Here is a 22,373-nt window from a genome sequence, read left to right on the forward strand (position 1 = left end):
CTTAACCTCGAGTATCAACAGTCGCAACCACAGACAGACCCGGGATTAATTTACCATCCAGTAAATCAGTATTTAAAATGCTGATCTTAACCGGCACACGTTGCACAATTTTCGTAAAGTTACCCGTTGCGTTCTCTGGTGGCAGAAGCGCAAATTTAGCACCAGTTGCTGGCGAGAAGCTTTCTACAATCCCTTTTAGGTGCAGATCAGGGTAAGCATCAAGATCGACAAACACTTTTTGACCATGATGAATTTTTTCTAGCTGTGTTTCTTTAAAGTTCGCTTCAATCCACACTTCTTTGGTTGGAACCAAACTAAGTAATGGCATTCCAGCTTGAACTAATAGACCTTCACGTAAGCTGCGTTTACCAACGATGCCATCAATTGGCGCGTAAATCTTAGTATAAGATAAATTCAAATTCGCTTGGTCTAACGCCGTTTTTGCTTGGTTTAGCATTGCATTTGCTTGACCGATTTGGCTTTCAATTACGTTGATTTGCTCTTTCGATGCTTGGTAATTCGCTTTTGCTGCATCTAGATTCGCAATCGCCACTTTCAAGTGTGACACATTGTTATCTAATTCATCTTGCGAAGAATAATTCTTTTTAATTAACGCTTTTGTACGTTTTACTTGTTGTTGAGCACGCTCAAGATCCGCCTGTGCCGACTCAATTTGGCTCGCAGCCTGACGAATTCGAATATCTTGCAATTTACGCTCTGCATTTAAATTCGTAATTGCTGCAGCATTAACAGCCACATTGGCTTCCGCTTTTTCTTGTTCAGCCAAGAAATCACGGTCATCAATGGTTGCCAGTAAATCCCCAGCTTTTACTTTCTGATTATCTTCAACTAAGGTTTGTTGAATATAACCACCTACTTTTGAGCTGATTGTCGTGATATCGCCTTGAAGGTACGCATTATCCGTTGATTGGAAATACTGACCATAGCCGTACCAATAACCGGCACCCAAGGCGCCACATAAAATAAAAATGACTGTTGCGATTAACGGTGCTTTATTTTTCTTCTTTTTTAATTCAGTCACTGAGGCTTTACCTATCTTTATAAAATTCTAATATTGTGGATACAGAGTATAAAACTAAAAAGATTAATTGATTAGATAGGAAAAAAAGGAAACACTGTTGCATAATTCTTACCAATGATTAGGTTGCGCCCTTATGATGGATTTAAATAACATCACACTATTAAACCAAGTTGTTGATTCTGGTAGCTTTACCCAAGCGGCCACCAATCTTGGAATGACAAAATCAACAGTAAGCCGAAAATTAGCAGAGCTTGAAGAACACCTAGGTGTGAAGCTCATCACTCGTTCAACTCGAAAGTTAGGTCTAACTCAAGAAGGAGAAATCTTTTATCAAGCCAGCGTAAAAGTACTCGATATCATGCAACAAACCGAGTTAGAGCTCACCGCAAACCAAAACCTCATTCGTGGTCATCTAAATTTAGCCATGCCAGTAGAGATTGGACATAACGTCATGTCCGATTACATCAATAGCTTTTTAAAACGTTATCCAGAAGTCTCGATTAACCTTGAAATGACCAACCGTGAAGTGGATATTATTGGTGATGGTATCGACTTATACGTACAAATTGGGGAAATCAATGACTCTTCTTTAGTGGCAAGAACCATTGATTTTTCAGAGCGTATTATTGCCGCTAGTCCTGAGTATTTAAATAACTATGGCTATATTCAGACCCCAGAAGATCTTCAAGCACCTCATCATCAAATCAGAGTGGTAAACGCAGTTAAAGTGCCTAATCTGTACTTTAATCAGGTCGATAAAGCGATTCGAGTTAACTTACCCTACCGCTTAAAAGTCAATACCGTTACCGCTTGTAAATCTGCCTGCTTGAGTGGATTAGGTATTGCTTCATTACCTGAATTCATCTGCCGTGAGCACATTAACAATGGTGAGTTAGTACGAATTTTGCCTGACTGGGATTTACCACGGGTGGCTATTAGCTTGGTGTTTCCTCAAAATAAATTGCTACCAAAACGCTTAAGAGCCTTTATTGATCATGTACTTGAACGCTTTGAATCCAAGAATGCATCAAGAAAATAAGCGAAATAAACAACAAAAATTACATCAATTTTTATTTATCCGTTAATTTCACTTGCCAGTAAGGCCATTCATCGAATACGATGCGATGGTCTATTACACATCACTGGATTTTTCGTGGTACAACTGTTTCGATTACTGATTATCTGTTTATGCTTAGGGGTAAGTTCGCTTGCTCAGGCATCTTCATATCAGCAAAACAGTGACAACGTGATTGCCGATTTCACTATCGAGCAGCACTCTACTATTCAAGTGAACCTAACTTTAGACCCGTCATTAACGCATCAAGTTGACTTCTTAACTTGCAATGTCGCAGACACTCCAAACAATACGCTCTCTTCCCATTCTCAAAATTCTTCTCAAGGCCATAATGTTAATCTTGGTGTAGGTAACTCATCTCGTATGGCAAACCTAGCACGCCATGAGCCAGAAGAAGTTTTCCCTGTTTATGAATTAGCATTAGAGATCCCAGCGATCCCTTCTGAACAATTAACCATTGGTTATCAAGAAAAACCAAAACCAAGTGTTGATTGGGCGTTATACAGCTATTCATCGGTTTCTCGAGTCTCTGCTTGGAAAGAAAGTAACCTCCTCTACAGTCATCGACTGTTTCCTGCAGCTTAATTTCACACTCAAAATCCATCGATTTATCACTTAGTTATTTCTGTACTTATACCAATCTATATAAGCATTTGATCTAGCTAGATTTGTGACTTTTTCGCATACGCATTGTCGTATGTGAGGTGAAATTATTATGCAAAGAAAACAACCAATACAACGACTGAACCATTATTCTAAATGGAAATACATCGTACTTATTACGACCCTTGTTATTCTATTATTGAGTGCGATCCCGACTTGGTATGGTGAAGATGCCGCCGTGCAAATCACCAACAAAGATGGACACATTCCATCGGTTGTATCACTACAAAACACCCTGACTGAGCAAGGCATTAACGTAAAACGCATCGAACAAAAAGGCGATAAAACCATCGTTATTTTGAAAGATGAAGCACAACAAGTTGCCGCTAAAGATATTCTAGGTTCAGTGATTGATGAAAGCCAAAAAGGCACCACATTAGCATTGTCTCTTGCACCTGCTGCACCAGCTTGGCTGCAAAACATGGGCTTTGAACCAATCAAACTCGGTCTTGATTTACGTGGCGGTGTGCAATTCTTACTGGATGTGGATGTAAACCAAGTTTACCAAGCACAACGTAACGAATTAGCTGACTCGCTAAAACAAGAGCTACGCGAAGAACGCATTCGCTCAGTTCGCTTACAAAAAGTAGACAGCGATACGCTAGTGGTTCACTTACCTTCAGAAGAAGCGAGCCACGCTGCTCGTCAATTCATTCATAAAAACTACCCTACTTGGCAAATCACCAATGATGATGGTTTTGATCTTAAATTAACGCTAAAAGAAGATGAAAAAATTGCCGTACGTAACCTAACGGTACAGCAAAACCTTCAAACCATGCGTAGCCGTATTGAAGAGTTAGGTATTACCGAAGCACTGGTTCAGCGTCAAGGTGAAAACCGCATTCGTATCGAGCTTCCAGGTGTTCAAGATCCAGCAGCTGCGAAAAACGTTATCGGTGCGACAGCAAGTCTTGCTTTCTACGCAGTAAAAGAACAAGGCACTGGCAGCACAATGGTTATTCCTGACCAAAACGGCCAACCAGTTCGCGTAGGCAGAAAACCAGTACTAACAGGTGATCACATTGTTGATGCTCGTGCGAGTCTTGGTGAAATGGGCATGGCTGAAGTAAACATTGTTCTTGATAGTTCAGGCGGCAAAATCATGTCTGAGTTCTCTCGTCACAATGTGGGCAAGCCAATGGCAACCTCATACAACGAATACAGCCGTGATAGCGCAGGTAACACAGAGCAAAGTAACCAAATCATCAGTGTTGCGACGATTCAAAGTCAGCTAGGTAGCCGCTTTAGAATCACAGGTTCTGGCTCGCTTCAAGAATCTCAAGAACTTGCTCTACTTCTACGTGCTGGTTCATTAACTGCGCCTGTAACCATCGTTGAAGAACGTACTATTGGTCCAACGCTAGGTGCTGAAAACATCCAAAACGGTTTTGCTGCTTTAGGTCTTGGTCTTGGTTTAACGCTGCTATTTATGGCGGTGTGGTACCGTCGTTTAGGCTGGGTTGCCAACATTGCACTTATTGGCAACATGGTAATGCTATTTGGTCTGCTTGCTCTTATTCCGGGTGCAGTTCTTACGCTTCCGGGTATTGCAGGTCTTGTACTGACTGTAGGTATGGCGGTTGATACCAACGTACTGATATTTGAACGTATCAAAGATAAACAGAAAGAAGGTCGAACATTGGCTCAAGCCATTGATAGAGGCTTTAGTAGTGCATTTGGTACCATTTTCGATGCCAACTTCACCACCATGATTACCGCAGTGGTTCTATACACCATAGGTAACGGCCCTATCCAAGGCTTTGCATTAACACTGGGCTTAGGTCTATTAACCAGTATGTTCACCGGCATCTTCGCTTCACGTGCCATTATCAATTTAGTTTGGGGTCGTGATTCTCGTCATGATGTTAGGGTTTAAGTTATGTTTATAAATATGAAAAATGCAACAAAATGGCGTCACATGACGAGTGTGGTTTCGGTATGTTTAATGATTTTCGCATTAACCATGATCGCAACCAAAGGCCTTAACTGGGGCTTGGATTTTACTGGCGGTATCGTGAGTGAAGTTCAAATGGATAGCAAAATCACCAACAGTGAAATTGCACCATTATTGGATGCAGGCTTTAAACAAGATGTTGCTGTTATTGCCTCTGGTGAGCCGGGGCGTTGGGTTCTTCGTTATGCGATTCCACCACATGGTACTGAGCTTCCACCACTGACTGAGGTACTTGCTCCTCTGCATACCGATGTTCAAGTATTAAATACCAGTATCGTTGGTCCACAAGTAGGCCAAGAGCTAACTGAGCAAGGCGGCATGGCGTTATTAGTGTCAGTTTTGGTTATCTTAGCGTACTTAAGCTACCGCTTTGAATGGCGTTTGGCTTCTGGTTCTCTGTTTGCCCTAACCCACGATATCGTGTTTGTACTTGGTTTCTTTGCTGCGACTCAAATGGAGTTTAACTTAACCACCTTAGCCGCTATTTTAGCGATTTTAGGTTACTCGTTAAATGACTCTATCATCATTGCAGATAGGATCCGTGAGCTGTTAATTGCCAAGCCTGAGTTATCTATCCAAGAGATCAATAACGAAGCGGTTGCGGCAACCTTCTCTCGTACTATGGTGACATCAGGTACAACCCTAATCACTGTTGGTTCTTTATGGTTATTAGGTGGCGGCCCACTAGAGGGCTTTGCGATTGCGATGTTCATCGGTATCGTGACAGGGACTTGGTCTTCTATCTCGGTGGGTACAAGTTTACCTGAGTACTTTGGTTTGAATTCGGATCACTATAAGCCAAAACCTATTTCTGAAGAGCCGTAAGGGCTTGGTTTAGAAAAAGCCGCAGGGAATGCGGCTGATATTGAGGGATCTGGTTTAGGCTGGATCCCTTTTTTGTGTGGGTGGAGCTTATGCTGTTTGTTTTTTAGGCTTAACTCATTATTAGACAACTATGACTTATATTTTTTGCTCTAATCCAACAAATTCAGATAACGTGGCTTTGGGGAAAGCTAGTTGTTAACTATTGTTTGATCTAGTCCACCAAGTTACTTTTGTTTTGGATGGTTTAAAGAAAATTTAAATATATCGAACTGCCTATAGCAACAATAGCTAACGCTGTCGCAATGTAAGCTGGGGTTTGTGGCATCTTGCGTTTAGATAAAGTTACAAGATCGGTTTCAAGTTTTTCGATCCGTTTTTCTCTTAACCTATCAGCAGTCGTATTGTCTTTAATATCGTCAATAATTTGCCCAAGCTTTATTGCTTTTAACTCTAACCCGAGCTCTAGTTCTTGAAGTTTTTTACTCTGTTCTTGAACATCTTGTGCAACCTCATCTAGATACTTTTCTTTCGCTTCGAGTGAAAAGTGAAGACTTTCTAGCTTTTGTGTTTTTTCGCGCATCGCCTTAATTAGCTGAGAAATTTGCTCTGATTGCTCCACATCGGTTTGGCCTTTTGAATTAAGTGCTTCATACAAAGCGTCAATATTCTCCATATTTCTATCGACATTTTTTCGAAGCTCTACTTCACTTTCAACCTGAGCATGCACTTGCTTGTAAAGTATTAGTACTGCCGTCTCTACTTGTTTTGAATTCTCATCTAAAGAACCATCATTCAGATCCAGCTGTTGAAGTTTATTTTGCTGATCTTTAATTTTCTTATCTAAGGCACCCAAAAAGCCTTCCTGAATTACACTTTTATGCTGTGCGAGTTCAATCAGGAATTTGACCACCTGCTGCGTAACTTTTACGTTAGCACCAAGGCCTCGTACAATACTGGCAAGTTCCTTGTCAGATTTTCCAGAGATACCAGACCATATTGATTTGAACCGCCCTTGTTCTTCAACAACCAATGCTCTATTGGTCAAATCTTGTGTATTTTTCAGAGACTCTTCAATTTGGTCCAGTTGTTCTAGCAAGTCTCCTACTCTTTTTTCAACAAGTTCACCTGATTTTTTTTCTTGTTTAACCGCTACTTCATTCATTATCAAATCCTTTTAACTGACTTAAAAAATCTCTTTTTTCTATTGAGTTAAACTCATTTACTGGAACTTTGAAACTGGCTGTCATTGTATTCATTTTTTCCATCAATCGAAACTCAGATTGCAATAGCTTCCCAGCGGATGCATATAATTCTTCGTTTAGGTTGTAGCCATCAACAAGCAATAAATAGGAAGCTCGTCGCTCTTCAAAAGCCATTTGGTGAGACATACCAAATCCCAAAATAAACTGAACCAATGAGGGAACAATTTTGGATAGCATGTGACTAGTCATGCCAAAGCCAATAGCTGATATAATACCTGCAATGATTCCAGTGAAAGGTCCCACATATGGAAATATCAGCCCTTCAATAATAACATCTAGAGAGTCCCACAAAACTAAAGAACTCGAGATAACAATAGTTTCTATAATTCGATTAAGCACCTGTTCGGTGCTCATCGAACCTTTTCCTTTATAGATGCTGTATGCGTTTGCTGCCAAATCGAAAATATTACGCGCAAGGTTGTAAACTTGGGAAAGAGTTTGGCTAACCAATCCAATAATTGCGTCCAAGACACCTTTTAGCATTTGCTTCAAGTTGCTTTTCAAGTTCTTAATATCATTAAATACCGCTAATAAAAAGCGCTTCACACGGTCAATTATTTTAGTTTTACCACCCTTAAAAAGATCAACTAATTCGACTTTTAGGTGCTTAATTGCTGATGCGACGAGCGCTTCAACGGCAGAGGCTACAGCTTGCTCACCAACTTCTTTAGTTGCACCAGCGACCAGTGAACCAGCAGAGTTGAGTCGATCCTTTATCTTTTTCGCTTCAATATTGGAGCGGGTACCTTGGTTGTTTTTTAACTCTTCTTTGCTATTGATTAGCTCGTCTTTATGATTGGAAATTAAATTAGCCTCAATCGCCGCAGCTGTTTCTACTGAATCAGTATGAAGCACTCTAACCGTGCAGCCTTCATCAAATTCAGTTGAAAGCTTATACTGTTTACCTCTTTGAGTTTTTTGTCTATTTTCATTGATATGTCCAGCAGTCCAGCGTTTCTTCACGTCTTTAGCATCACCAACATAGACTGGCGAACCGTTTTTATCATAGACAACGTAAACACCTGGCCCATCATGCGCTGACTCTAAACCTGATGCCACACCGCCAGACACTGTGAACTCACTGTCAAAAGTAATTGTTGAAAGAGAGCTAACACCATGACTAAAGGATTTGGTAATAACTTCCTTCCAATCCGATGTTCGACCCGCAATGTCGATAGCGCTGGAAGTATTGGATGCATTCAGAATATCGGTTAGCTCGGATTTGACATCTAAAGATTTAGCGTCAGGACGTAAGTTTTTTCTATTACGAACACCCACAACTAATTTTCTAGTAATATTATCGATGGACTTATCAACTATCTTATTAGCTAATGGGGAAAGGCTTTGCACTTTAGCTTTCACGATTAAGATCTCCTTTTCTTATAATGAGGCTCTAAGACAAAAAAACATACTTCATTGTCAAATATATAGCAAAAGATTACTGCATATTTGAGACTAACTCTTAGTCAATCGGGAATATATTTCATTAATTCAGATACATGTATATTTGATTTTTATTGTTACATCCCACACATTCTGTCGCGAAAATCTAATTAATCCAAGTATAGATTCTAAGCATCGAGATTGAATACTCTTCAAGTCAACCATCAAAAGAAAAATCACTGCAAACATATGTTTTTATTAAAATAACATCAAAGGTATTTAAAAGACGAGTAAGCAGAATAAAATAAAAGGAAGTATTTCTACATACATTACGAATTGATATAAGAAAATTTACCGAAAACTCTCTACTCCCCCAAAACATAACGAGTACTGCGACCACCAGCCCCAGTTTTAACCAAACAACCAAGCTCAACTAACATTGCTAAATGCCGAGATGCAGTAGGCTTACTTACCTTTGCAACTTTGTGATACTGAGAAGTGTTAATGCCCTCTTCAAAATCGCCATCTAACATTCGATTAAGCACTTTTACTTGCTCTTCTGTCAGCTTGGTTTGATCAACCTTGCGCCAAAAGTTCGTTTTAAAAATGGTTCTGTCTATTTCGTTAAAGACTTCTGCAAACGTACTATCAAGAGCTTCAAAAAACCATTGTAGCCAAGCGGTAATATCTAACTCCCCTTTTTGGGTTTGCTCTAAAATCTCATAATAGCTTTTTCGGTTAGCCAAGATACCCACCGACATGGCATAGAATCGAACCGATTGCTGCTCGGCTTGAGCTAATGCGAGATCCGTAAGTAGACGAGTAATTCTTCCATTACCATCATCAAGTGGATGAAGCGTCACAAACCACAGATGTGCCATTGCAGCTCTTAATAGCGGATCTAGTGAGGCGTCGCTTTTTGACGTATTAAACCAATCAATAAACTGATTCAATTCAGCATCAAGAATATCTCGGTTTGGGGCTTCAAAATGAACCACAGGACGGTCAATGCGGCCAGACACGACTTGCATAGGTGCATCGCCTCGTAATTGCCCACCCACCACAGGGTTAAACATGGTGTAGCCTTGAGGAAATAAACGACTATGCCAATGCAAAATACGATCGAGCGTTAAAGGGGTATCCAAGTTTTCTACCGCATCAAGCATGATCTCGGCAAGGCCATCGGTCTGCTCAGTGGTTGGAAAAGGTCTTTCGTCACTTAACCCTAATTTATTCGCTAAAGAAGAACGCACCGAAAACGCATTTAACGTTTCACCTTCAATCGCACTTGAGTGAACAATATTGGCAAGTAACGTATCAAGCATAGTTTTTTCTTGGTCTTGACTCGTCATCTTCCCTAATAAAAGCCCTTGGTTAAATCTAACCGACCTTAATAACGGTTCAATAACGCGTTCATCCCAATAAAAGTGAGGCCATTTATCTTGCTGCCATATCCACATAATGCTTTCCTCTGACCCAATTTCGCTTAATCTAATCACAGTATGATGCGAATAGAGCACTTATTCAAATCAAAACATGATGTGATTAAGCCTATTATTCGCATCAATAATCTAAAAAACTTAAAACGACGGCTTTAATTGCATATGTCATATAGTACACAAATGACTCATTATTTAACCAAAGGTCACACTTATACTTATGGGTAGCTACCTCAAATATTTTACTTAATTAGCTAATATCTATTACCTTTGGTATGACAAAAATCAACCATTCTAGGTAGACTCGAGAAATCATTTAATTAATTTCTTAGCTTATGTTTAGATTAAATCGAGTCAAAGCGGAAAATGAAGCTCTAAAAAAAGAGTTATCTGACCTTAAAAATAAATACCAAACAGATATTCAAAAATTAGAAGATCAGCTCCAAGAAGCTAAACAACAAGTAATCTCAGTACAGCAAGATTATCAAAGTAGCGACGGTTTGATTTCGAGCAGTTTAAAAGGTGGTGATATGCTTCAAACCATTCGAACTGCGATGGTCGAAAGCGCTCAATCGATGGCGCAAGAGAATGAAAACCTAGAACAACTTAGCGAAGTCTTTAAACAAACCCATCAAGCCCTCACTCGACTTGACAATAGAGCCGTAGAAATAAGCTCTCAAACAACCCAAAGCATTCACTCTGTTCAAATATTAGATAAAACAGCTAACTCCATCTCTCATCTTGTCTCTACTATCCAAGAAATTTCTGACCAAACAAACTTGCTTGCTCTCAATGCTGCGATTGAAGCGGCTCGTGCTGGTGATGCAGGCCGAGGATTTGCTGTTGTTGCTGATGAAGTAAGAACCCTCGCAAGCAAAGCCAGTGACGCTAGCGAGCAGATTGATTCCCTAGTGAACCAAGTGTTAACTCAAGTGGATGCCATTAAAATATCTATCGATGAAAACCAAAAGTGTGCAGAAGAAGTATCGGCCTCTTCAGCACAAATTGGAACCATCGTAAGTGAGGTCGTTGATAAATCAGAGCACATGAAAGAGATCATTTATGTCGCTTCAACGAGAGCCTTCCTTGATACGGTGAAACTTGACCATGCGATTTGGAAAAACAATGTTTATCGTTTACTGCAAAAACACTCATTCGACGAAACCGTTAATACTCACTCTGAATGTCGATTGGGTCAGTGGTACTACAAAGGAAGTGGCAAAGCTTATAATCATCTAAAAAGCTATGCTCTACTGGAAGAGCCTCACAAGGCAGTTCACGACAATGGACGTAAAGCCATGAGTAAAGCTCAAACTGGTAATATGGCCGGTATGATTACATCAATTAATGCAATGGAAGATTCAAGCGAACAGGTCGTCATTCAGATTGATCGTTTAATGGATGAAATCGTTGCGGATAAATAAAGTAATTTATCTCAATTCGATTATGGGCTTGAGTGAATTATCAAGCCCATCCCACCACTAAAAAGTATTCACATCATTTTGTGATGCGAATAACCCACCTATTCGCATCAAAATGTGATTAGATTAATTTGCTTTTGATTTTTCGTGCTGCTCTAAAATAAAGGCGATCTCTTTCTCATTTAAGCACGATTTACTGACATATTGGCGCTGTTTACCAATATGGAAAATAAGCCCTAAATCACTTTGTTCAACTTGGTCGATGTCGCTCCAAGAAATGGTGCGGGAGTTTTTGGTGTTTTTAAGACTTTTATAACTCACCCCATTTGCATCAACCTGAAACACGACTTTACTGCCAAAGAGCGAGCTGATGGATTGTCGCCATAGCCACCACGTTCTCTTAAAATAAATACTGAACGCCTCAATAATACTTAACGCAATAAAGAACCAACCAATGTAACCATTAGGCAATAACTCAAGTTTTAATAACGCCAGACCAAAAAGAAAAAAGAGTATTCCTTTTAAATAGGCTTTTGGAAAGGTAATCGGCTGACTAGTTTGATCATAACATTCTGCAAAGAAGGTCTTGTCGAGAACGTATTCTGTGGTGACACTAAAATCTTTAGGCATATAGGGCTACTTTACGGTTTTATGTGAATGAGTCTTTTATGCTGCCATCTTGCAACTCACCTATTGTATCGTTTATCAGTGTTTTTCTTTAACTATTTTGATGCTTTATTCATTTCGCATTTCCTTCATTTTTAATTTTTGACCGTTAAAAATAGTCTTTTTTCTTCTAATAAGTTATTGATAGGCATAATTAACAAGTTAATAATAAGCTAAGCTTATAACTATCTAAAGCAATCATCATTAGATATCCCCTCCTCGAATTACCATAATCTCTCTCAACAAATAACTCGCATGGATTTGCAAATAGCGTGGTTTTGATTTTTGTTCAGTGGTACTAGGTTGTTGATGTGCCCACAAAGTCTCTGTCATTGCGCCAAAGGAAAGGGTGATATTTTCTACACTGACCAATTTAAGCGTCAGTAAATTTTGATAAGACTTTAGGTGATACATTATGAATAAATCTCTTTTAGCCGTTGTAGTATCAGGTGCTTTATTGTTGTCTGGTTGTTCTTCTTCAAGTGACTCTAGTGGTTCAGGGCAAACAAACCCGCAAACCCCTGTTATTCCTGATATTGATAACTCTCCTGAATGGGGTTTAGATGTTGGTGATACACCTGATTGGGGACTTGCTGATCCTGATTTTGGTCTTCCAACACCATCTGTTCCTGATATCGATAACACACCTGATTGGGGAATAGATACTGGAACGAGTACTCCAGATAGATTACCTCCTGTATGGGGTGGTCCTGAAATGCCACCAATTGATAATGGTCCTGAAGCAAGCTACACCATCTCTGGTAACACCATTACGGATGCTAACGGCAATGTGTTCACAATCACGAGTATGAATTGGCATGGTCAATCTATGATGATTCAAGATAAAGACGGCAATGAGCATTATGTAAGCATTATTCGCCAAGGTAAGTATGAAGGTGATTTTGGTATTGTTATTGATGGTGAATCAATCATCATTGGCCGTGATACAGTTCAAGGTGGGTTACGACCTCTAATGGAAAATACTGACCGAAATATTGATCGTAATTCTATCCGTGATTCGATCCGCTCTCGCTTAAACTAATCCTCCCTCGCTCCTAGTTACGTACTAGGAGCACCTTTCTAGGTTACAAAATGAAGACCATTTCAATGACTTGCAGCGCAATGATGCTCTGTGGTTCAGCTATTGCTGGAATTGATTTATCAATTGAAAAGGATGTCGTAGAGGTTGGCGTTACCGCCGCAGTAACTAAAAACACCTATTTATACATAGGTGGAGATAACGATAACTGGGTTGGCTTAGGTATTGGTTATCATCAATTTGTTAATCAAAATTGGAAGCTCGCTTCTTATTATGAATACGGCTTAAAAGACGATTGGTTAATGTCTGAAATAGCTGGCATTGATGGTGTAAAAACAAAAACTCACTTTATAGATCTCTCAGCAGCTCGATTTTTTGATGGGTACTCGACAAAAATAGGCGTGACAACTGAGTTTGTCCGCAATGGATTTACGTGGATCACTGTTGATAACGCAAATAAATATTCAGGTTATGTTTCTGCTGCCAAATACTTTCAACATACTTATATTACGAGTAAGTATGAATTCCATTATGCAGAAGACAGATCGGATATGCTTGATTTCAACCAAGGACAAGCAAGTGAGTTGGAATTCTCAATCGGAACAATGCGTCCTGTATGGCACATCTATCCGTATGCCAAAATCTCTGCTTTCGCCCCTCATGATACTTATTATGGTATGACAGAAACAGAATATAGCTGGACTGTCGGCGGACGAATGTCATTCTAACATCTATTTATGATGTAAATATCGAACGTTAGGGTTTGTGGTAATATCACAAGAAGTTACCACAAGCTCCCTACTCCAAAACTAAATCACAAGTACTTTTCTATTGGTAATAACTGTAAGAATCCAGATTGAAAGCGCTCCCAGCGGCCAGTTTCTGGTTCATCTTCCCAACTTTTATCTCCAGAATACCAACGAACATCACCCTCTTGCAGTTTTAGGTGCCAACTGTTTTCTTCATCCATAGCGTGTTCGATATCTTGAGTGAGTTGCTGTGCGATTTTTTGATTTTCAATAATTAAAATCGATTCTGTATTCAAGTACGTTGAACGCAAATTGAAGTTAAAAGAGCCAATACTTGCGATTTTGTCATCAAAAACTGCGGACTTAGCGTGAAGTCCATAAGGTAATGTTGGTGCGCATTTAGAAACGTCTTTGGTCGACTCTTCACACAGAGCGGTTTCTGGCTTTAATTCATAAAGTTGGATGCCGTGCTCAAGCATGTCTTGACGGCGACCTGCGTAACCTGAGTGATTAGTGGTTAAATCATTCGATGCCATTGAGTTGGTAAGTGCTTTTATCTCAACGCCTGTATTGATCAGCGCTTGCCACCCTTTAAGTTGGTTATCATCAAAAATAAGGTAAGCCGATTCTAATAAGATCTCTTTCTTCGATTCACTGGCTAATTTTCCGAGTGCTTTTGCGGTCTCTTTTGGCTCATCGGTATTGTCTTTATCAAGCGGTACTGGGCGATCAAATATGAACTTAGCATTAACCCAAGTCATTTTATCCATTAGATTAGTTAAGTATTGATGCGCTGTTTTATTCCCCCTTGGTAACGTTGGGTAGTTTTTATAAACAGGTGCATCAATCTCACCTAATACGGGTTGATCTTGTAGAACTGTTTTTTGTGAAGCTTCTTTTGCTAATAAATCCACAGGGTAAGACCAACGGCTGTCCCAATACTCGATAAAACTGGTTTGTATATCACGAACAACTGAACCTCGAACTAACACATCACGATCACGAAAGTTAATCTCGTTAGAAAGATCAAAATACTCATCACCAATATTACGTCCACCAACAATAGAAAACACGCCATCTACAGTGAATGATTTATTGTGCATACGACGATTTAAACGAGAAAAATCCCCTAAGAAGTTCACCCACTTTGTGACGCCACGACGAGTGGGAATGGGGTTAAATACTCGGATCTCAACCTGAGGATGCGCGTTTAACGCAACAAGTAGATCTTCACGTTCATTGAGATTGATATCATCCAACATGACACGCACTTTAACACCACGATCTGCTGCCGCTAATAGACGACTTGCAAGGTAATGACCCGAGGCATCTGAGTTCCAAATATAATATTGAATATCAATGCTGTGCTCTGCTGTCTCGATTAATGCCAAACGTTGCGCTAATGCATCCCAACCAGAATCTTGCAGCAACACTGCACTGGTTTCTGATGTTGATGGTTGAGGTTGGTAAGCGGAACTTAACTCAGAAAGTGTGCTGCTTAATGGGGCTGATACTGATTCATTAGTGTGTTCAACCTCATTAGGAAGCGAACCACACCCAGCAAGAATAGCGACAAAAAATAGAGTGACATGAATGCGTTTAAGCACTGACATTTAATAAACTTCCTTTGTTAATGTTGAATAACCAATGCAATAGATAAGAACGGTTTTAATCTTAGCAAGAAAACAAAGAGTAATCTTATATATTCTGATATGATGCCTTTTTGCCTTAACTACTGTTTATATATCCATGTATACGTTACGACCTTACCAACAAGATTCTGTTAAAGCGGTTATCCATTATTTCCGAAAACATACGACGCCTGCGGTACTTGTACTACCTACAGGTGCTGGGAAAAGCTTGGTGATTGCAGAACTAGCACGAATAGCGAAAGGTCGTGTGTTGGTACTTGCTCACGTTAAAGAGCTTGTTGAACAAAACCATGCGAAATATGAAGGCTATGGTCTAGAGGGAGCGATTTTCTCAGCAGGCTTAGGTAGAAAAGAGACCGATAAACAGGTGGTGTTTGCCTCTGTGCAATCTGTGGTTCGTAATCTTGATGAATTTAAAGATCAATTTTCTTTACTGGTTATTGATGAATGTCACCGTGTGCCAGATAACAAAGACACCAGCTATCGCAAAGTTATTGAGCACTTACAAACCCAAAACTCTGGCATAAAAGTACTGGGGTTAACGGCGACGCCTTACCGTTTAGGAATTGGTTGGATTTATCAGTATCACACTCGTGGACAGGTAAAAACCGATACGCCTCGTTTTTTCCGTGATTGTATTTTTGAACTCCCTATTCAATATCTATTAGATGAGGGATTTTTAACCCCTGCAAAACTCTTGGATGCACCGGTATTAAGTTATGACTTTTCACAGTTAAAACCGGCTTCTACTGGTAAGTACAAAGAGTCAGAATTGGATTTGGTGATTGAAGAATCAAAACGTGCGACGCCACAAATCGTTCAGCAAATTGCGGAATACGCTAAAGACAGAAAAGGCGTGATGATCTTTGCTGCTACCGTTCGCCATGCTCAAGAGATCCTTTCTTTATTGCCACCAACCGAGTCTGAACTGGTTATTGGTGATACTAAATTGGCTGATCGTGATGCCATCATTCAACGATTTAAAAATCAAGAAACGAAATTTTTAGTGAATGTGTCGGTATTAACCACGGGATTTGATGCGCCTCATGTTGATTTAATCGCAATTTTACGCCCAACAGAATCGGTGAGTTTATATCAACAAATTGTTGGTCGTGGGCTTCGTCTTGCTGAAGGTAAAACCGAGTGTACGGTCTTAGATTATGCAGGCAACTGTTATGATTTATATCAGCCAGAAGTTGGCGCCCCTAAACCCGATAGCAGCAGTGAAATCATTACTATCCCCTGTCCAGCTTGCGGCTTTAATAATAATTTCTGGGGTAAGTTAGACAGTAACGGCTTTTTACTTGAGCATTTTGGCCGTCGCTGCCAAGGTTATTTTGAAGATGATGAAGGCACACGTGAAGAGTGCGGTTATCGTTTTAGAGCTAAATATTGTAATGAATGCGGCGCTGATAATGATATAGCAGCTCGTGTATGCCATGAATGCGATGCCATTTTAGTTGACCCAGATAAGAAGCTGAAAGAAGCCCTGAAACTAAAAGATGCACGGATCTTAAATTGTATCGACCTGACATTAACCGCAGGAAAAAACCAATTTAATAAACCACAAATAAAAGTCACCTATTTTGGGGATGATGATTCTGAAATTCATGAAGTGTGGCAATTAGCCACCAAAAAGCAGAAAGAGCTATTCTTAAAGAGTTTTGTTCGTCCGCATCTTGTTGATAGACATCGTCCATTTGAAGAGACGGCGGCAACAAAAATCGCGAATAACCAACACCGTTTTCGTCCACCTAGCTTTGTGATTGCTCGTAAACAAGGTAAGTTTTGGTCCATTCGCGACAAAATATTTGAAGAGTAAACGTTTTTAAAACACGCTTACCATAGAGAACGATAACTCATATGACATGAGCGGCATTGAGAATAAGCGCCACTGAGTGCTTCTCTTGCTGCTTGTTCATCTTTATTTTTCGCCGCTTTATCTAATAATTGAAACTGCTCTGCAAGTACCGTGAACTTTTCTTCAAACTCTGGTTTTTGTTGCCAAATTTTTGTTCTTGCTCGGCTGTTATCTGCACTGCCTTCTGGAAACAGTGTTTTTTGCTCTTGTACCGTTAAATAGGCACTCTTAGCTAATGGTATAATTTTGTCCCAATCCACCACTTCATTATCAAACGCGTCATCCAATTGATCGGCGGTTGCATCTAAGTGCTGAAAATTATTTTGTCGCTGCTCTATCTCGCCAGAAAAGTCATTGGCCATTAAAGAACAAGAAAATAGACCCAATATCGCTATTTTTTTCATATCAACTCCGTTTGATTTGATAGTATCGGTTTTTAAGAGCCAGATTAGCAAATTCTCTTGGTAAATTCACGAAAATAGGTTGTGAGTTAACCGAGTGAATGCTATTATCCGCGCTCGTTTTTCGAAACGAAAAGTCTGTTAAGTTAGGTCGCTAAGCTTAACGGCATTTATTTATTTTACTATTTGAGAGTAAAGACTATGAAATTTGAAGCAGTAGTACGTACTGAACAAGGTAAGGGTGCGAGCCGCCGCCTTCGTCACGCTGGCCAATTCCCAGCAATCGTTTATGGTGGTACAGAAGCGCCAGTTTCTATCGCACTAGACCATGACGCAGTGATCAACCAAATGGACAAGCCAGCATTTTACGAAGCAATTGAGCTAGTAATCGATGGCGCTGTTGTTAAGGTTAAACCGCAAGACGTTCAACGTCACGCGTTTAAGCCTAAAGTTGAGCACATGGACTTCATCCGCATCTAATTCGAGTCTGTTTTACTCTTTTGCATTATTGCTATTTCTTTCTTACCAATTGAAATAACAAACCCTTTAAAGCCCTGATATTACCAGTATCGGGGCTTTAATCTATCTGATACTTTGTTTTTGCCTTTTCCTCCCATACCTTCTACCTATTCATCTTAAATATAATTTAAACCCTGCTTATATCGCATTCTTATTTTTAAAACACAAACTAATTGAACACCGTTTTTTACGTACTTTTGACATTAGGCATTTTTAAATTTTTATACTAAAATGAATTGAATATTAGGTAGTTCCTAATAAATCTCTCTAGGAGTTAAAATGAAAAAATTATTAGTTGCTGTATCTCTTCCTGTATTAATGGCTGCTTGTGCAAGCAATGGTGATAACAACACTGACGCACAAATCTCTGCAGACATGCTTCAACACCACAACTGGCAGTTAACTCAAGTTGATGGTAAAGACATCGCTACTCCAGAAAAAATGGAAGCTCCACGTCTTGAAATCGGCGAAAAGATGACAGCAAATGGTAATGCTGGCTGTAACAACTTCTTTGGCCAAGCTGAGCTAAATGAAGAAGGTCAATTCCGCATTGAGAAAATGGGAATGACAATGAAAATGTGTATGGGTGATGTGATGACTACAGAACAAGCTGTGTCTAGCACTCTATCTACTTGGAGTGACATTACACTAACTAAAGAAGGTCTTATCCTTAAAGGCCAAGAGCACGAGCTAACTTTCACACTACGTGACTGGGTAAACTAATTTAGCTTTGCTTTTTAAAGACACAAAAAAACCGGTGAATTTCTTCACCGGTTTTTTGTTATTTAGGTAGCGCTACTCTTCAGTCCAACGTTTAAAGATAAGTGATGTGTTAATACCACCAAAAGCAAAGTTGTTACTCATGATGTAATCACATTCAATCTCACGACCTGTGCCTGTAATGTAATCTAGCTTACCGCAACGCTCATCTACATTGTTTAAATTCAATGTTGGGCTAAACCAGTTATTACGCATCATCTCAATAGATAACCACGCCTCAATCGCACCACATGCGCCCAATGTATGACCAAAATAAGACTTCAATGAACTGATTGGTATCGATGATCCAAATACGTTCTCTGTTGCTGTACTTTCGGCAATATCACCACGTTCTGTCGCGGTACCATGCGCTGAAACATAACCAATTTTCTCTGGTGCTAAATTGGCATCTTTTAATGACATTTCCATACACAGTTGCATGGTTTCCATTTGTGGCTGTGTTACATGGGCAGCATCACAGTTACTTGCAAAACCAACTAGCTCTGCGTAAATCGTTGCGCCACGAGCTTTAGCGTGTTCATATTCTTCAAGAACTAAGGCACCAGCACCTTCACCAATAACAAGACCATCGCGATCTTGGTCATATGGACTTGGGGATGTTTTTGGCGCATCATTTTTTAAACTTGTTGCAAATAAAGTATCAAATACCGCTGATTCTGTTGGACATAACTCTTCAGCACCACCTGCAACCATTGCCGTTTGATAACCGTGTTTGATCGCTTCATAAGCGTAACCAATCGCTTGACTGCCTGAAGTACATGCGCTGCTTGTTGGAATAACTCGGCCACGTAAACCAAAGAATAAACCAACGTTAACCGCTGCGGTATGTGGCATCATTTGCACATAGGTTGTTGCCGTAATAGCACGAGTTGATTTCTCATTAAGCATCACACCAAAAGCACCAACGGCATCGGTAGAACCGGTTGAGGAACCAAAAGCAATACCGGTTTGGCCATTGGTTAAGATGTCGTTTCCAATAAGACCACTTTGCTCTAAGGCTTGCTCTGAAGCAACGGTAGATAACAAAGAAACACGTCCCATAGAGCGAATTTTTTTACGGGTATAGTGCTTTGGTAATGTGAAATCATTAATCGGGGCTGCGAGCTTAGTATTAAGGCCATCGTAGACTTCAAAGCTTGGCATATATTGAGTGGCATTTTCACACTTACGTAGGTTTTCACCTACGGTGTTCCAATCACTACCTAAAGCGGTAACACCAGACATGCCGGTTACAACTACACGACGACTCATACTAGACCACCATTAATTGAGATAACTTGGCGAGTCACATAACCCGCAACATCTGACATTAAGTAACTGACTAAACCGGCTACTTCTTCTGGCTCACCCATTCTACGAAGTGGTACTTGTGGCAATGCATGCTCTTTTACATGCTCATCAACCATGCCAGTATCAATTAAACCAGGTGCAACACAGTTTACTGTGATTTTTCGTTTTGCTAGCTCTAACGCAAGAGATTTGGTTGCACCAATAACGCCTGCTTTTGCTGCACTGTAATTCGTTTGACCGCGGTTACCCATGATGCCTGACACCGATGCAAGCGTCACAATTCGGCCGCCTTTTCGCTTCTGAACCATTGGCATAACACAAGGATGAAGTACGTTATAAAAACTGTCTAAATTGGTATGAATTACGCCATCCCATTCTTCTTCTGTCATCGCAGGGAAAGCGGTATCACGAGTAATGCCAGCATTACTTACCACACCATAATATGCACCATGAGTTTCGATATCGTCCTCAAGTGTCGCTTTACATTGTGCACGGTCACTAATATCAAACTGAATTAAGCGCCCTTCACCACCGTGCTCTTGAATTGCTGCTAACGTTGTCTCTGCGCCAGCTTTATCACTCATATAATGAACAACAACATAAAAGCCATCCTTTGCTAGTTGCTCTGAAATTGCGCGACCAATGCCTTTACTGGCGCCTGTCACTAATACTTGTCTTTTCATGATGTCCTCTACTGCTTTACTGCTTTGGCGTTAAGAGCTCTTCTAATTTTTCTTCTGTTGGCACGAACACGTTTAATTGGCTCGATGCCAGTTGTTGTCCTTTGTGCTCAATATAACAACTGAATACGGCCATGCCATTATTCTCTAACACTTGCTCTGCAAAAATGTCGAGTGTGTCGCCTTGTTGAAATTCACTGCACTGCGCTTGATATTTACGGCTGCCAAGCAAAAAGCCTATTGGTGACTTATTGCCTTTTTTCCACGCATGATAGCCAGACCAACCCGCAATACTTTGTGCCATAAACTCAATACCTACCCAAGCAGGAATTGTTTTAGTTTCATGGTTAAAAAATACATTATTCTCACTGATTGTCACCTGACAATGAATGGATAACTCTCCCACCTCAATCAATTCATCAACCAGAGCTAATGGAGTATCATGGGGTAAAAGGTCGATTAAAGGAGGAATACTACTCATCAAATACATCCAAAAATTAAACTGATGTTATTACCGCCAAAGGCAAATGAATTACTAATAACGGCTTTTTTTCTTAGTGGTTGATCGACCACAAGCTGAATATCAGCCAGTGCATCATCTTGCTGTCCGTCATTAATCTGCTTAGGTAGCGGTAAATTATACTTTAAAATATGCCAACAAATGCTTGCTTCAATGATACCTGCGGCACCTAATGTATGACCCGTTAACGGCTTTGTTGAACTCACTGGTACAGAATCACCAAATACAGCATGAACCGCTTTAGATTCCATCGCATCATTCAACGGCGTAGCGGTTCCGTGAGCATTGATATAACCAATATCTTCTGGCGTTAACCCTGCATCATTAAGTGCTTTGTTCATCGCTTCAATCGCTCCTTTCCCTTCTGGGTGTGGCGCTGAAATATGGTGAGCATCTGAGCTATCTCCAGCTCCTAGTAGAGCAATTGGATCATCAGAGTCTTTTTGCTCTGCACTTAACAACATGTACGCACTCGCTTCACCAATGTTTATCCCTTTTCGATTGGGACTAAACGGCAGACAATACTCATTTGATAATGCTTCTAGGCTGTTAAAACCATTTAATGTTAAACGACATAAACTGTCAGTGCCGCCAACGATAACCGCATCAACAAACCCTGCTTTTAGTAAACGCTTTGCTGATAAGAAAATACGACCACTTGAAGAGCAAGCCGTTGAGATCGCATACGTTGGACCATCGATATCAAGATATTGAGCAATAAAATCCGCAGGATTTCCTAACTCTTGCTGTTTATAGCTATAACCAGCAGGAAAAACACCTTGCTCCATCTTATCTTTTAAAGCAACTTCACCATCAGAGATCCCTGAAGTACTCGTGCCAACAATAACAGCAATACGATCTGAACCGTATTTCTCTTTTGCGGCGTTAATTTGAGGTTCGATTTGCTGTAAAGCGGACAGAACAAGCTGATTATTTCTGGTATTCCAATGAGCCAAATGCTCAGGAACTAAAGGTAACTCACCTAATGCTTTACCTACTACTGTCGCCTTTCCATCATTGAGCCAACCTGTTTCTTTATGCATTGATGGTGCTTTATTTCCACTCAATACTTGATGGATTTCATCAACCTCTTTACCCATGGCTGAATGTGAGCCACACGCATGTATATATAAAGGAAAGTCACTCATTTAA

Annotated in this window: 21 protein-coding genes; 10 read left to right on the forward strand and 11 right to left on the reverse strand. The window is 40.1% G+C overall.

The window, feature by feature from the left end:
- Position 1: 1 nt before the first annotated feature.
- On the reverse strand, positions 2-1,042 hold the full coding sequence (locus tag HC728_RS01735; protein ID WP_026029232.1) for an HlyD family secretion protein: 1,041 nt from the start codon (positions 1,040-1,042) through the stop codon (positions 2-4).
- Between the two features lie 136 nt (positions 1,043-1,178).
- On the opposite strand from HC728_RS01735, the gene HC728_RS01740 reads away from it, so the two are divergent.
- The 4 genes from HC728_RS01740 (at position 1,179) to secF (ending at position 5,559) form a co-directional block, all read left to right on the forward strand.
- Positions 1,179-2,081, forward strand: coding sequence for a LysR family transcriptional regulator (locus tag HC728_RS01740; RefSeq protein ID WP_026029233.1), 903 nt, complete (start codon positions 1,179-1,181; stop codon positions 2,079-2,081).
- Positions 2,082-2,195: 114 nt separating this feature from the next.
- Complete coding sequence (locus HC728_RS01745; protein ID WP_065623974.1) at positions 2,196-2,702, forward strand: hypothetical protein; 507 nt, start codon at positions 2,196-2,198, stop codon at positions 2,700-2,702.
- Between the two features lie 130 nt (positions 2,703-2,832).
- Entirely contained in the window at positions 2,833-4,656 is a 1,824-nt protein-coding gene (secD, locus tag HC728_RS01750) for a protein translocase subunit SecD (protein WP_065604099.1), read from the forward strand.
- A gap of 3 nt (positions 4,657-4,659) precedes the next feature.
- Complete coding sequence (gene secF, locus HC728_RS01755) at positions 4,660-5,559, forward strand: protein translocase subunit SecF (RefSeq protein WP_155664183.1); 900 nt, start codon at positions 4,660-4,662, stop codon at positions 5,557-5,559.
- Positions 5,560-5,803: 244 nt separating this feature from the next.
- Here the strand turns inward: secF and HC728_RS01760 are convergent, their stop codons facing one another.
- The 3 genes from HC728_RS01760 to HC728_RS01770 all read right to left on the reverse strand — a co-directional run bounded on the left by HC728_RS01760 (position 5,804) and on the right by HC728_RS01770 (position 9,664).
- Positions 5,804-6,721 carry a hypothetical protein gene (locus HC728_RS01760; protein WP_190395073.1) on the reverse strand — a complete coding sequence of 306 codons (918 nt, stop codon included), beginning with the start codon at positions 6,719-6,721 and terminating at the stop codon, positions 5,804-5,806.
- A complete protein-coding gene (locus HC728_RS01765) occupies positions 6,714-8,183 on the reverse strand; it encodes a GIY-YIG nuclease family protein (protein WP_190395074.1) in 1,470 nt (489 codons plus the stop codon). The genes HC728_RS01760 and HC728_RS01765 overlap by 8 nt, the downstream gene beginning before the upstream one ends.
- A 386-nt stretch (positions 8,184-8,569) precedes the next feature.
- Positions 8,570-9,664, reverse strand: coding sequence for a Fic family protein (locus HC728_RS01770; RefSeq protein WP_190395075.1), 1,095 nt, complete (start codon positions 9,662-9,664; stop codon positions 8,570-8,572).
- A 314-nt stretch (positions 9,665-9,978) separates the two neighbouring features.
- Here HC728_RS01770 and HC728_RS01775 point away from each other — a divergent pair, with 314 nt between their 5' ends.
- The gene (locus tag HC728_RS01775) at positions 9,979-11,067 is read left to right on the forward strand and encodes a methyl-accepting chemotaxis protein (RefSeq protein WP_190395076.1); all 1,089 of its coding nucleotides are present in this window, start codon (positions 9,979-9,981) and stop codon (positions 11,065-11,067) included.
- A 123-nt stretch (positions 11,068-11,190) separates the two neighbouring features.
- Here the strand turns inward: HC728_RS01775 and HC728_RS01780 are convergent, their stop codons facing one another.
- Complete coding sequence (locus HC728_RS01780) at positions 11,191-11,694, reverse strand: YcxB family protein (RefSeq protein ID WP_190395077.1); 504 nt, start codon at positions 11,692-11,694, stop codon at positions 11,191-11,193.
- Between the two features lie 451 nt (positions 11,695-12,145).
- On the opposite strand from HC728_RS01780, the gene HC728_RS01785 reads away from it, so the two are divergent.
- Positions 12,146-12,772: a hypothetical protein gene (locus HC728_RS01785; RefSeq protein WP_190395078.1), complete on the forward strand. Its 627-nt coding sequence runs from the start codon at positions 12,146-12,148 to the stop codon at positions 12,770-12,772.
- Positions 12,773-12,822: 50 nt separating this feature from the next.
- Entirely contained in the window at positions 12,823-13,497 is a 675-nt protein-coding gene (locus HC728_RS01790; RefSeq protein WP_017018437.1) for a hypothetical protein, read from the forward strand.
- Positions 13,498-13,583: 86 nt separating this feature from the next.
- Here HC728_RS01790 and HC728_RS01795 read toward each other — a convergent pair whose 3' ends face one another.
- A complete protein-coding gene (locus HC728_RS01795) occupies positions 13,584-15,131 on the reverse strand; it encodes a phospholipase D family protein (RefSeq protein ID WP_190395079.1) in 1,548 nt (515 codons plus the stop codon).
- Positions 15,132-15,267: 136 nt separating this feature from the next.
- Here HC728_RS01795 and HC728_RS01800 point away from each other — a divergent pair, with 136 nt between their 5' ends.
- Positions 15,268-16,992, forward strand: coding sequence for a DEAD/DEAH box helicase (locus HC728_RS01800; protein ID WP_190395080.1), 1,725 nt, complete (start codon positions 15,268-15,270; stop codon positions 16,990-16,992).
- A gap of 17 nt (positions 16,993-17,009) precedes the next feature.
- On the opposite strand, the gene HC728_RS01805 is transcribed toward HC728_RS01800, so the two are convergent.
- On the reverse strand, positions 17,010-17,435 hold the full coding sequence (locus HC728_RS01805) for a cytochrome c (protein WP_190395081.1): 426 nt from the start codon (positions 17,433-17,435) through the stop codon (positions 17,010-17,012).
- Positions 17,436-17,633: 198 nt separating this feature from the next.
- Between HC728_RS01805 and rplY the strand changes: the two genes are divergently transcribed.
- Both rplY and HC728_RS01815 read left to right on the forward strand, forming a co-directional pair.
- Positions 17,634-17,912 carry a 50S ribosomal protein L25 gene (rplY, locus tag HC728_RS01810; RefSeq protein ID WP_005418367.1) on the forward strand — a complete coding sequence of 93 codons (279 nt, stop codon included), beginning with the start codon at positions 17,634-17,636 and terminating at the stop codon, positions 17,910-17,912.
- A gap of 318 nt (positions 17,913-18,230) precedes the next feature.
- Complete coding sequence (locus HC728_RS01815) at positions 18,231-18,674, forward strand: META domain-containing protein (protein ID WP_005418365.1); 444 nt, start codon at positions 18,231-18,233, stop codon at positions 18,672-18,674.
- 72 nt (positions 18,675-18,746) lie between these two features.
- On the opposite strand, the gene HC728_RS01820 is transcribed toward HC728_RS01815, so the two are convergent.
- From HC728_RS01820 to HC728_RS01835, 4 genes are read right to left on the reverse strand one after another with little or no spacing between them, the layout of a single operon-like run.
- Positions 18,747-19,982 carry a beta-ketoacyl-ACP synthase gene (locus HC728_RS01820; RefSeq protein ID WP_190395082.1) on the reverse strand — a complete coding sequence of 412 codons (1,236 nt, stop codon included), beginning with the start codon at positions 19,980-19,982 and terminating at the stop codon, positions 18,747-18,749.
- A complete protein-coding gene (locus tag HC728_RS01825) occupies positions 19,979-20,704 on the reverse strand; it encodes a 3-ketoacyl-ACP reductase FabG2 (protein WP_069594899.1) in 726 nt (241 codons plus the stop codon). Before HC728_RS01825 ends, HC728_RS01820 begins: the two co-directional genes overlap by 4 nt.
- A gap of 16 nt (positions 20,705-20,720) precedes the next feature.
- Entirely contained in the window at positions 20,721-21,182 is a 462-nt protein-coding gene (locus HC728_RS01830; RefSeq protein ID WP_190395083.1) for a hotdog family protein, read from the reverse strand.
- The gene (locus tag HC728_RS01835; RefSeq protein ID WP_155652651.1) at positions 21,182-22,369 is read right to left on the reverse strand and encodes a beta-ketoacyl-[acyl-carrier-protein] synthase family protein; all 1,188 of its coding nucleotides are present in this window, start codon (positions 22,367-22,369) and stop codon (positions 21,182-21,184) included. The genes HC728_RS01830 and HC728_RS01835 overlap by 1 nt, the downstream gene beginning before the upstream one ends.
- Positions 22,370-22,373: the final 4 nt, after the last annotated feature.

This window comes from Aliivibrio sp. S10_S31 (genome assembly GCF_014694495.1).
GTDB classification, from domain to species: domain Bacteria; phylum Pseudomonadota; class Gammaproteobacteria; order Enterobacterales; family Vibrionaceae; genus Aliivibrio; species Aliivibrio fischeri.